General features: G+C 56.7%; 14 protein-coding genes. 12 read left to right on the forward strand and 2 right to left on the reverse strand.

All coding sequences use genetic code 11. The features are described 5' to 3' along the window. Positions 1-233: 233 nt before the first annotated feature. The 8 genes from gshB to BOW52_RS01825 are packed head-to-tail and all read left to right on the forward strand — an operon-like array spanning position 234 to position 6,993. The gene (gshB, locus tag BOW52_RS01790) at positions 234-1,199 is read left to right on the forward strand and encodes a glutathione synthase (protein WP_078482376.1); all 966 of its coding nucleotides are present in this window, start codon (positions 234-236) and stop codon (positions 1,197-1,199) included. Positions 1,200-1,214: 15 nt separating this feature from the next. Next, positions 1,215-2,198 (forward strand): energy transducer TonB, encoded by a 984-nt coding sequence (locus tag BOW52_RS01795; protein ID WP_078482377.1) that lies wholly within the window; start codon positions 1,215-1,217, stop codon positions 2,196-2,198. A 42-nt stretch (positions 2,199-2,240) separates the two neighbouring features. Continuing rightward, on the forward strand, positions 2,241-2,810 hold the full coding sequence (locus BOW52_RS01800; RefSeq protein WP_078482378.1) for a YqgE/AlgH family protein: 570 nt from the start codon (positions 2,241-2,243) through the stop codon (positions 2,808-2,810). Between the two features lie 17 nt (positions 2,811-2,827). Further along, positions 2,828-3,307, forward strand: coding sequence for a Holliday junction resolvase RuvX (gene ruvX, locus BOW52_RS01805; RefSeq protein ID WP_078482420.1), 480 nt, complete (start codon positions 2,828-2,830; stop codon positions 3,305-3,307). Continuing rightward, positions 3,304-3,807 (forward strand): bifunctional pyr operon transcriptional regulator/uracil phosphoribosyltransferase PyrR, encoded by a 504-nt coding sequence (pyrR, locus tag BOW52_RS01810; protein WP_269087622.1) that lies wholly within the window; start codon positions 3,304-3,306, stop codon positions 3,805-3,807. The genes ruvX and pyrR overlap by 4 nt, the downstream gene beginning before the upstream one ends. Continuing rightward, positions 3,804-4,781, forward strand: coding sequence for an aspartate carbamoyltransferase catalytic subunit (locus BOW52_RS01815; RefSeq protein WP_078482379.1), 978 nt, complete (start codon positions 3,804-3,806; stop codon positions 4,779-4,781). Before pyrR ends, BOW52_RS01815 begins: the two co-directional genes overlap by 4 nt. Continuing rightward, complete coding sequence (locus BOW52_RS01820; RefSeq protein WP_078482380.1) at positions 4,781-6,064, forward strand: dihydroorotase; 1,284 nt, start codon at positions 4,781-4,783, stop codon at positions 6,062-6,064. Before BOW52_RS01815 ends, BOW52_RS01820 begins: the two co-directional genes overlap by 1 nt. Before the next feature lie 26 nt (positions 6,065-6,090). Then, entirely contained in the window at positions 6,091-6,993 is a 903-nt protein-coding gene (locus BOW52_RS01825; RefSeq protein WP_172840067.1) for a dihydroorotate dehydrogenase electron transfer subunit, read from the forward strand. A 6-nt stretch (positions 6,994-6,999) separates the two neighbouring features. Here the strand turns inward: BOW52_RS01825 and BOW52_RS01830 are convergent, their stop codons facing one another. Together BOW52_RS01830 and BOW52_RS01835 are read right to left on the reverse strand one after the other, a co-directional pair. Further along, a complete protein-coding gene (locus BOW52_RS01830; RefSeq protein ID WP_078482381.1) occupies positions 7,000-8,127 on the reverse strand; it encodes a PilT/PilU family type 4a pilus ATPase in 1,128 nt (375 codons plus the stop codon). A 101-nt stretch (positions 8,128-8,228) separates the two neighbouring features. Next, positions 8,229-9,263 carry a type IV pilus twitching motility protein PilT gene (locus BOW52_RS01835; RefSeq protein WP_078482382.1) on the reverse strand — a complete coding sequence of 345 codons (1,035 nt, stop codon included), beginning with the start codon at positions 9,261-9,263 and terminating at the stop codon, positions 8,229-8,231. A gap of 90 nt (positions 9,264-9,353) precedes the next feature. Between BOW52_RS01835 and BOW52_RS01840 the strand changes: the two genes are divergently transcribed. From BOW52_RS01840 to BOW52_RS01855, 4 genes are all read left to right on the forward strand, one after another. Beyond that, positions 9,354-10,037: a YggS family pyridoxal phosphate-dependent enzyme gene (locus BOW52_RS01840; RefSeq protein WP_078482383.1), complete on the forward strand. Its 684-nt coding sequence runs from the start codon at positions 9,354-9,356 to the stop codon at positions 10,035-10,037. A gap of 76 nt (positions 10,038-10,113) precedes the next feature. Next, positions 10,114-10,941, forward strand: coding sequence for a pyrroline-5-carboxylate reductase (gene proC / locus BOW52_RS01845; RefSeq protein ID WP_078482384.1), 828 nt, complete (start codon positions 10,114-10,116; stop codon positions 10,939-10,941). Then, positions 10,941-11,543: a YggT family protein gene (locus BOW52_RS01850; RefSeq protein WP_078482385.1), complete on the forward strand. Its 603-nt coding sequence runs from the start codon at positions 10,941-10,943 to the stop codon at positions 11,541-11,543. The genes proC and BOW52_RS01850 overlap by 1 nt, the downstream gene beginning before the upstream one ends. After that, entirely contained in the window at positions 11,543-11,833 is a 291-nt protein-coding gene (locus tag BOW52_RS01855; RefSeq protein WP_078482386.1) for a DUF167 family protein, read from the forward strand. The genes BOW52_RS01850 and BOW52_RS01855 overlap by 1 nt, the downstream gene beginning before the upstream one ends. Positions 11,834-11,917 lie beyond the last annotated feature (84 nt).

Raw genomic sequence — 11,917 nt, forward strand, 5'->3', positions numbered from 1 at the left:
CCTCCTGAATGGTCTAACCATCTTATTGTTATCGGTACTCCGACCACTTATTAACACAATATCCCTCTGCCTTCTACGAAAACGGGCTAGGGACATAGCTTACCGTTACAAATTCAATTATCAATCTTAAAATGCACCTACACCCTGAACACCCTGCTGGGTTAGCATGTGAGCACTAAATTTCAGACCAATCTGCCACTCCCATAGCCACCTAAAATTGAGTAGATAGAGAGATGAGCATCAAACTCGGCATCGTTATGGACCCGATCGGGTCGATCAAAACCGTTAAGGACAGCAGCTTTGCGATGCTGTTAGCAGCACAGCAGCGCGGCTGGCAGCTCTACTATATGGAACAGGGTGATCTCTACCTTCGTGACGGCAGAAGCTATTCTCGCACGCGCAGCCTGCAGGTCGTTGATGATCGCGACAACTGGTTCAACCTCGGCGAGAGTGAGGATCTGCCACTCGATGCGCTCGATACCATCCTGATGCGCAAAGACCCGCCCTTCGATATGGAATACATCTACACCACCTATCTACTCGAGCTGGCGCAGCAACGCGGCACCCTGGTAGTCAACCGTCCCAGCGCAATCCGCGACGCCAATGAAAAGCTCTTCACTGCCTGGTTCCCTCAATGCTGTGCACCCACTCTGGTCAGCAGCAACGGTGAACGACTACGTGCCTTTCTCGACGAGCAGCACGACATCGTGCTCAAACCACTCGATGGCATGGGTGGTGCCTCGATCTTCCGCCTCAAACTGGATGACCCCAATGTCAGCGTCGTGATTGAGACGCTCACTGACCACGGTCGACGCACCGCCATGGCACAACGCTTTGTGCCTGAGATCACCGCAGGTGACAAACGGATCCTGCTGGTTGATGGCAAGCCGGTCCCTTACGCCCTTGCACGCATTCCTGCCGAGGGCGAAACGCGTGGTAATCTCGCTGCTGGCGGGCGGGGCGAAGGAGTAGCACTCACTGAGCGTGACTACTGGATCTGCGAACAGATTGCCCCCGCACTGCGAGAGCGTGGTCTGCTCTTCGTCGGTATCGATGTCATCGGCGACTACCTCACCGAGATCAACGTCACCAGCCCAACCTGTATCCGCGAACTCGACACGCTCTACGAACTCGATATCGCTGGTCAGTTGATGGATGTCATCGAAGCAAAATGCCACGCCAGCCACGCCGCCGAGTGATATAGTTTCAGCCCGATGAGCGCCACCACAACCACACCACAGATCACATCAGGAGACCGGCTCGGTCTCACCCTGTTTCTCGCTCTGGTACTGCACGGACTAATCATTCTCGGCATCACCTTCAGCCAGGAAAAACGCATCACCCCATCGGCTAAAACGCTCGAAATCATCCTGGTGCAAACTCGTAGCAAGAATGCTCCCGAGGATGCCGACTATCTCGCCCAGGCAAGTCAGGAGGGCGGCGGCGAGAACGAAGAGCTACTGCGCCCACAGGACACCCAGTCATCACTGCTGCCCGCCAAAGGTGAGGGGATGGCGCCCGCACCGATTCCCGAGATCGATCCTGTCCCGACACCCGAGTTGGTCGAACCACAACCAGAACCCTCACCACAACCCTACCCAGAGCCGATTCAACCAACACCACCTATCCCCCAGGTAAAACCGGCGTCTCAGCCCGTCAAGCAGCCCACGGTCATCACCACAGTGAGCAAAAAGGCCAAACCGAGAACCGCACCCAAGACGACCGTTAAAACGACAAAAAGCGCCAAGAAACCGAGCGCCAGCCAGCTGATCAGCCGCAGTCTGGAGATTGCCAGCCTCACCGCCGAACTCTCTGAAAACATTCAGGCCTATTCACAACGCAAAAAACACACCTCCATCACTGCAAACACCCGGGAGTACAAATACGCCAGCTATCTGGATGCGTGGCGTAAGAAGATCGAGCGCATCGGTAACCTCAACTACCCCGATGAGGCACGCCGCAACCAGCTCTCCGGCACCCTGCTGCTTGATGTAGCACTCAATCCCGACGGCACCATCGAGAGCATCAACCTGTTGCGCAGCTCCGGCTACCGGGTATTGGATGATGCAGCCATCCGTATCGTCGAACTTGCCGCCCCCTTCGCACGCTTCCCCGACAACATCCGCGAAGAGACCGATATCCTGCACATCACCCGCACCTGGCAGTTTGCCGATGACAACCGCTTTTCAAGCCGCTGATCGGCTTGCCTCTGTGCTGCTATAGACGGATACTTACGCCCTATGGACGAAGCTGAATCACTCAGCAATCACTTCCTGATTGCCATGCCGCAACTAGCGGACCCCCATTTTTTTCATACCGTCACCTATATCTGTGAACACAACAGCGATGGGGCGCTCGGTATTGTGATCAACCGCCCTCTCGACATTGAACTGGGGGACATTCTCAAGCAGCTTGATCTTGATGCCGCAACCCCGGCGATTGGATCCACGCCAATCTACAACGGCGGGCCGGTACAGCAGGAACGCGGCTTTGTAATCCACAAACCAAAATCGAAGGTGGAGTGGAGCTCAAGCCTGAAGATCAGCGATGAGATCACCGTTACCAGCTCTCGCGACATCCTGCAGGCAATTGCTGAGGGCAAGGGGCCGGAGAAGTCGCTGATCGCGCTTGGTTATGCCGGCTGGGGCGCTGGTCAGCTTGACCAGGAGATGCTTGATAACGCCTGGCTCAGCGGCCCTGCCGATGAAGCAATTATCTTCGACACCCAGAGCGATGCCCGCTGGAAGGCGGCCGCTTCGCTGCTCGGAATCGATATCAACACCCTCTCCTCCGATACAGGTCACGCTTGATCAACCATTGCACCACGATGAACCGAGATAAAACGCAGCAATCCGCTATTGACCTACCGCTTAACGCCACGCTGCTTGGCTTCGACTTTGGCCTGAAGCGGATTGGCATCGCTTCTGGACAGCGAGTAACCAGCTCAGCCAGCACACTCATCACTCTTGAGAGTCGCAATAACAAACCCGACTGGGAGGCGATTGGGTCGTTGATCGAAGAGTGGCGCCCTGCCGCCCTGATAGTCGGTGAGCCGTGCCACCTTAATGGCGAAGAGAGTGAGATCACCCTGGCGGCAAGACGCTTTTCTCGCCAGCTACATGGGCGTTTTAACCTGCCTGTCTATATGATGGACGAACGGCTCTCCTCGCAGGAGGCCGAACGCATTACCCGCGAAGCACGGCGCGCTGGACGAAAGGGTCGCGTTAACAAGGGCGACATCGATAAACTTGCCGCGCAAATCATTCTTCAAAGCTGGCTCGATAGCCAACAGGGCATAACAACGTGACCAATACCGATACCGGACTACTGCTCGAGAACATGGTGCGCGATCTTCGCACCCATATCAGCGAGTGTACTATTAGCGACCCGATCATGATCGGCATCCACACCGGTGGCGTCTGGGTCGCCGAACGACTCCACCAACTACTCAATCTGGAGAGTCCACTCGGCAGCCTCGACATCTCTTTCTACCGCGACGACTTCACCCGTATCGGCATGCACCCGCAGGTCAAACCCTCAAGCCTGCCGCTCTCGATTGAAGAGCGCCATATCATCCTGGTCGATGACGTTCTCTACACCGGCCGCACCATCCGTGCGGCAATGAACGAACTATTCGATTACGGACGTCCCGCCTCGATCACCCTGGCGGTACTGGTCGATCGCCCCGGACGAGAACTACCGATCGCCGCCGATGTCTCAGGCGTACACATGAATCTAGCCAGCAGCGAACAGATCAAACTGAGTGGCCCTGCCCCCCTCTCGCTAACCGTTCAGGAGAGCTCATGAGTCGCGAGAACATCCAGATTGATGACAACGGCAAGCTCTGTCACTTTCTCACCATCGAGGGGCTGCAGCGCGAACTGCTGACCGAGATTCTCGACACCGCCGAGTCGTTCTCCGGACTAACCGGACAGCCGGTGAAGAAGGTCCCACTGCTACGCGGCAAGACCATCGTCAACCTCTTCTTCGAGCCCTCAACCCGCACCCGCACCACCTTCGAGCTGGCGGAGAAACGTCTCTCGGCTGATGTACTCAACATTAATCTAGCCGCCTCTGCGACCACCAAGGGGGAGACGCTGCTCGACACCCTGCGCAACCTCGAGGCGATGCATACCGACATGTTCGTGATACGTCACGCCGATAGCGGCGCCGCCCATTTCTTCGCCCGCCATGCGGCCCCCGGCGTCAGCATCATCAACGCCGGTGATGGGCGCCACGCCCACCCTACCCAGGCGATGCTCGACATGTTCACCATTCGTCGCCACAAGGGCGAATTCACTGGATTAAAAGTGGCGATTGTCGGCGATATTCTCCACTCACGGGTGGCACGCTCACAGATCCATGCACTCAACATTCTCGGTGCCGAAGAGGTGCGCGTCGTTGCACCCGACACACTGCTGCCGAGTGGTATCACCGAGCTTGGCGCCACCCCCTACCACGACCTCAGCGAGGGACTTGAGGATGTCGATGTAGTGATTATGCTGCGCCTTCAGCGTGAACGGATGCAGGGTGCAATGCTGCCAAGTGAAGACGAGTACTTCGAGTGTTTCGGCCTTACCGAAAAGCGGCTCAGCGCCGCCAAGCAGGATGCGATCGTGATGCACCCCGGCCCAATCAACCGCGGCGTCGAGATCGACTCGACTGTCGCCGATGGGCCACGCTCAGTAATTCTGCAGCAGGTCAGCCACGGTATCGCGGTGCGTATGGCAGTAATGTCGATGGCAATGCAACAGCCAGATCTGGAACGGGGGGCAGAATAGTGCGCATCCTGATAAACAATGGCCGGTTGATCGATCCGGCCAACAACATCGATGAGATCACATCAATTGCCATTGAGGCGGGCAGGATTGCCGCCGTTGGTGAGATAACCGATAACTTTGTGGCAGAACAGACGATTGATGCCGCAGGGCAGGTCGTCTGCCCCGGTCTGATCGATCTTGGCGCACGCCTTCGTGAACCCGGCGATGAACAGAAGGCCGACATCCATTCAGAGAGCCACGCAGCCGCAGCGGCGGGTATCACCACACTCTGCCAGCCACCCGATACCGACCCGGTTACCGATACTGCCGCCGTCGCCGAGCTGGTACGCAAACGAGCACGCAATGCAGGCTTTGCGCGTGTTCTGCCGATCGGCGCCCTGACTCAGGGACTAAAAGGTGAACAGCTGAGCGAACTGGCTGATCTAAAACGCTCCGGCTGTAACGCCGTCAGTAATGCACGCCAGCCGATCGCCAACCCCTTGGTCTTACGTCGCGCCTTTGAGTACGCCGCCACCCACGACCTGGTCGTCTTCCTCCATCCCGAGGACCACTGGCTCGCCAATAATGGCTGTGCCCACGAGGGCCCCACGGCAACCCGACTGGGACTGCCCGGCATACCGGAGGCCGCCGAGACCACTGAGGTAGCCCGCGATCTGGCCCTGATTCAGCAGACCGGCGTACGCGCCCACTTCTGCCGCATCTCTACTGCCGCAGCCATTGAAATGATTCGACGTGCACAGCACGATGGTCTCAAGGTCACCGCGGATGTAGCGGCTCACCAGCTGATGCTGATCGATGAGCATATCGGTGAGTTCAACAGCCTCTATCACCTGCTGCCACCCCTGCGTAGCAGCAGCGATCGCGAAAGCCTGCGTAAAGCGGTTGCCGACGGCACCCTCTCGGCAGTCTGCTCCGATCATCAGCCACATGAAGCTGACGCCAAACTGGCCCCATTCCCTGCGACTGAACCAGGCATCTCGGCACTCGAGACGCTACTGCCACTAATGCTCGAGCTTGGCAGCAGAACGGGCATGCAGCTATCACAGATAGTGCAGCGCCTCACTGCGGGGCCTGCTGCCACACTCGGTATCGAACGTGGCCGGCTTGAGGTTGGCATGCCGGCGGATATCACCATCTTCAATCCAGAGACACGCTGGCAGCTTACAGAAGAACGACTGGTAAGCCGTGGCCATAACACCCCTTACCTAGGGCGTGAGATGGTGGGTCAGATCAACTACACCCTGCTGGAGGGCCGACTCGTCTTCGAGCGCCACAGCGGTTAATCACAGACTGAACAGAGAACTGACAGATGCAACAAGCAGCAGAGATCGAACGACCCCACCGCGGCACCCTCTTTGTCGAGGAGGCTGAAATCATCAGCCACAGCCACCTCGAGGGTGATCAACACATCCTGCGTCTGCAGGCACCGAAGTGTGCTGCCAAGGCGCTTCCCGGCAGCTTTGTTCACCTTCAGTGCGATCCGATGCTGGCGATGCGTCGACCACTCTCTCTAATGCTCGTCGACAGTGAAGCGGGCTGGGTGGATATCCTCTACAAGGCACTCGGCGAGGGGACTCGCCTGCTAACTCAACGACAGCCCGGCGAGACGATTAGCATGATTGGGCCGATCGGCACCCCCTTCAAACCTACTCCAGAACGCACCCGTCCACTGCTGATTGGTGGCGGCGTGGGAATGCCCCCGATGGTGTTTCTTGCAGATTCGATGCGTCAAAGTGGAGCCAAAACCTCTCCACTGGTGATTCTCGGCTCCGAGGTACCCTTCCCCTTCAACGCCAGCCAATCAAAGCTTGAGGTCGCTGGTATCGATGCCGACACCAATGCCGCAATGCCTCTCTTAGAAGAGTGGGGTGTGGCCAGTCGCCTCGCCTCGCTGCAGGGTTATAACGGCACCCATCAGGGTTATGTCACCGATCTGGCACGCCGCTGGCTCGACTCACTCAGCAGTGATGAGCGCACTCAGGTGGAGATCTTCAGCTGTGGACCACATCCGATGCTGGAGGCGGTTGCGGCGGTTGCCCGTGACTACGGATTGCCGTGTCAGGTCTCTCTGGAGGAGTTCATGGCGTGTGCTGTAGGTGGTTGTGCCGGCTGCGCGGTAGAGGTGACCACTGAGAGTGGTACTGCGATGAAGCGGGTCTGCGTAGATGGCCCAGTATTCGACGCCAACCAGGTCTTCCCTGCGGTCGGCTAACAGACGCTAATTAACGTCCTCGTCGAGTAACGAAACACCATCGAGCGAGTTGGCAAGGTCTGCACGACTACTATCTGCATCGAGCTTGATCATCAGGCGCACCTCGTTGGCCGAATCAGCATAGGTGATTGCATCCTCCTGATCGATACGTCCCTCCTTGAAGAGCTGGAACAGCGCCTGATCGAAGGTGCGCATGCCGTGCTGGGTTGACTGTTTCATCAGTTCCTTGAGCTTATGAACCTCACCCTTGCGGATCATGTCGGAGGCGAGCGGGGTGTTGATCAACACCTCCACAGCTACACCTCGCCCCTCACCATCCCTAAGTGGTATCAGCTGCTGCGCCACGATCGCCTTGAGGTTGAGCGAGAGATCCATCAATAGCTGATCGCGACGATCCTCAGGGAAGAAGTTGATCATTCTATCGAGCGCCTGGTTGGCGTTGTTGGCGTGCAGGGTGGCCAGACAGAGATGACCCGTTTCGGCAAAGGCGATCGCGTGGTCCATCGTCTCACGGGTACGTACCTCGCCGATCAGAATCACATCGGGCGCCTGACGCAGGGTATTTTTCAGTGCCACCGCAAAAGAGTCGGTATCAACGCCCACCTCGCGCTGGGTAACGATGCAACCCTCGTGATGGTGAATAAACTCAATCGGATCCTCAATGGTGATGATATGACCGGTGCTATTGCGGTTGCGATAACCGATCATCGCCGCTAGTGAGGTCGATTTACCCGTACCAGTGCCACCAACAAAGATAATCAGACCACGCTTGGTCATCGCCAGATTTTTCAACACCGGCGGCAGTGTCAGCTCTTCAAAGGTCGGAATCGTCACCTCAATACGACGCAGTACCATGCCGACATTGTTACGCTGAACAAAGGCACTGGCGCGAAAGCGTCCAACCCCGGAGACACTGAGCGCAAAGTTGCACTCCTTGTTGGCCTCGAACTCCGCTCGCTGCTTCTCGTTCATGGTGCTCATCACCACTTCTCGAGCCTGGTCGGGAGTAAACGCCTCCTTGGTGACAGGCGCTACCTTACCGATGATCTTGAGGCTTGGTGGGACACCTGCGGTAATAAAAAGGTCAGACGCCCCCTTGTGTACCATTAACTTCAGCAGGGAACCGATATCCATATGACTCTCCAAATCTTTTCCCGGGCACTGCCCTCAAAGGGGTGCTCGCATCACTGTTATTATCGTGCGTTTACAACGCACTATGAGTGGGTAAAGGCCGCCTAGAAGGTATCCTTGTTCGATGCCTTGGCGCGCGCATCAATACGGCTAATCTGGCCCTTTTTAACCATCTCCTGCAGACACTGATCAAGGGTCTGCATACCGATCGACTGTCCGGTCTGAATCGCAGAGTACATCTGCGCCACCTTATCCTCACGAATCAGGTTTCGAATCGCAGGCGTACCCATCATGATCTCGTGTGCCGCGATACGGCCACCACCTGTCTTCTTCAACAGGGTTTGGGAGATGACTGCTCGCAGCGACTCTGAGAGCATTGAGCGGACCATCGACTTCTCAGCCGCTGGAAATACGTCGATAACACGGTCAATGGTCTTTGCCGCTGAGCTGGTATGGAGGGTACCGAAGACCAGGTGACCGGTCTCGGCTGCGGTCAACGCCAGTCGGATGGTCTCGAGATCTCGCATCTCACCGACCAGGATGATATCGGGATCTTCACGCAGTGCTGAACGCAGCGCCTCGTTAAAACCGAGTGTATCTCGATGCACCTCACGTTGGTTGATCAGACACTTCTTCGATTGATGTACAAACTCGATCGGATCCTCAACGGTAAGGATATGCGCCGGATGATTATCGTTGATGTAATCGATCATCGCCGCCAGCGTAGTCGACTTGCCCGAACCGGTCGGCCCGGTAACCAGCACCATACCGCGCGGTGTATCGGATATCTCCTTGAACACCGGCGGACAGCCAAGGGTTTCAAGCGAGAGGATATCGGATGGGATGGTACGGAACACACCACCTGCACCACGATTGTGATTGAAGGCATTGACACGGAAACGGGCCAGGTTGGGGATCTCAAAAGAGAAGTCAGTTTCGAAGAACTCCTCATAATCCTTACGCTGCTTATCGTTCATGATGTCGTAGAGCAGACCGTGCACCGTCTTGTGATCAAGATCAGGTACGTTGATTCGACGTACATCACCATCGACACGAATCATCGGTGGCAGGCCCGCTGAGATATGTAAGTCAGACGCATTGTTCTTTACGCTGAAGGCGAGCAGCTCGGCAATATCCATGCAATTCCCCTAAGTTCTTGCAGCCATAATTAGTTATAGTTCGTAATCTAAACCGGCATCTCACTATAGTCCAGAACCACATATTCGAACATGAAGACAATCGCCGCACAGCTACAGAAAATTCGCCAGCAAATCAGTGATGCCGAACGGCGCTTTGAGCGGTCACCCGGCTCGGCGCAGTTACTTGCTGTCAGCAAGACCAAACCAATCGATGCCATTCGTGCCGCCATTGCAGAGGGGCAGCACAGTTTTGGTGAAAACTATCTGCAGGAGGCGGTAGAGAAGATCGAAACGCTACACAACCCCGCCCTCGATTGGCATTTTATCGGCGCTATCCAGTCAAACAAAACGGCGACCATTGCTGCCAACTTTAACTGGGTACATACCGTGGATCGACTCAAGATTGCCCGACGCCTCAGCGAACAGCGACCTGAATCACTACCACCTCTCAACATCTGCCTGCAGGTCAACACCAGTGGCGAGCAGAGTAAGTCGGGCATCACCTTTGACGAGCTCGAGGATCTGGCAAAGGAGGTAGTTGCACTGCCTGGAGTCTCCCTTCGTGGCCTGATGACCATCCCTGCGCCCGAAGACGATTTCGAGCGACAACGACTTCCCTTTCGCCAACTTCGACTGGCGCTTGAGAGACTCAACCAACAGGGGCATCAGCTCGACACTCTCTCAATGGGCATGTCGAGTGACCTTGAGGCGGCCATCGCCGAGGGTGCAACTTATGTCAGGATCGGCAGCGCCATTTTTGGCGCACGAAATTAATCACATAGCTTGTCGTCACGCCTAGGCGCGGTATGCTTACTTGAAATCGAATCGATAGCACCCCATCTGGAGAGCCATGAAGAACACAACTGTAGGTTTTATCGGCGGCGGCAACATGGCGCGCAGCCTGATCGGCGGGCTGATTGCCGACGGTTTCGATCCCGACCAGATTTGGGTCGCAGATCCCGATCCGGGCCAGCGTGAAACAATTCGCGCCAACTATCCGATCCATAGTAGCGACAACAATCTCGATGTAATCGAAGCTGCCGATGTGATTCTACTGTCGGTTAAACCGCAACTGCTCAAAACCGTCTGCGAAGGGTTGAGCGAAGCGGTGCAGCGACGTAAACCGCTGCTGATTTCGATCGCCGCCGGTGTTCGCGAAGGGGATATCGATCGCTGGCTCGGTGGCAGCACCGCACTGGTACGCACTATGCCCAACACCCCGGCACTGGTGCAGAGTGGCGCTACCGCGCTGCACGCCAACGCCGCGGTCAGCAGCGGGCAACGAGATCAGGCCGAATCGATCATGCGTGCCGTCGGCCTCACCCTCTGGGTTGAGGATGAGGCGCAGATGGATGCGGTCACCGCCCTCTCCGGCAGCGGACCGGCCTACCTGTTCCTGGTGATGGAGGCGATGGAAGCGGCAGGCATCGAGCTAGGCCTGTCACAAAAAAACGCCCAGCTTCTGACTCTGCAGACCGCCTTTGGTGCCGCCAAGATGGCCCTGGAGAGCAGCGACGATGCCGCCACCCTGCGTGAACGCGTTACCTCACCCGGAGGCACCACCGAACAGGCCCTGAAGAGCCTTGAACAGGCAGAGCTTCGGAAGGCCTTTAAGGATGCTCTCAGTGCCGCACGCCACCGCGCCACTGAGCTGGCCGAGCAGTTCGGAGCCGAGTAATGCCCTATCTCAGCAACGCCGGTACCTTTCTAATCAGCACCCTGTTTGGGGTAGTGATTCTCGCCGTCATGATGCGTTTTCTGTTGCAGCTAATTCGCGCCGACTACTACAACCCCTTTTCCCAGTTTCTGGTCAAGGTAACCAACCCGATACTGGTCCCCATCAGGCGCATCATTCCCGGCCTGTGGGGCATCGACATGGCCAGCGTAACGTTGATGGTGACGCTGCAGTTTGTTGAGCTGCTGCTGACCATGTTGATCCTGGGTTACAGCGCTAACGTGATTGGCCTGCTACTGCTCACCGTTGAGGGATTACTCCGACTCGCCTACTACATCTTCCTCTTCTCGATCATTATCCAGGTGATCGCCAGCTGGCTGCAGCAGGGTGGATACAATCCGGTGATGATCCTGCTGCACCAGATCAACGAACCACTGCTGGGTCGCGCACGGCGCATGATTCCACCCGTTTCGGGACTCGACCTCTCACCACTACTGGTGCTGGCAGCACTGCACCTCATCTCACTTCTGCTACTCGATCCGCTAAGAGATTTTGGTTTCAGCCTGGCGCTAGGACAACAGCTCGCCATGCCGCTACCACACTAATGACCGATCAACCCAGCTGGTTGACCCGTGAGGGGAGTGATTTGATTCTCAGACTGCGCATTCAACCGCGCGCCAGTCGCGACGAGGTGATTGGTCAGCATGGTGATGCACTTAAAGTCCGAATCACCGCGCCACCGGTCGATGGCAAGGCAAACAATCACCTGATCAAACTTTTTTCCCAGCTGTTCAAGGTGGCCAAAGGGGAGATCGAATTACTCAGCGGAGAGAGTGGTCGCGACAAACGAATTCGCATCCGCTCACCCCGCCAGATGCCGCCGTTTATCCCTTAACTACACTGTGAGACAGATCCCGGTATTCGCCAATCAGCCACTTATACTATAATCGCAGATCGGGGCAGCGCTTTTTCAGTGCTA

The sequence above is a fragment of the Solemya pervernicosa gill symbiont genome (genome assembly GCF_002020875.1).
Lineage (GTDB): Bacteria > Pseudomonadota > Gammaproteobacteria.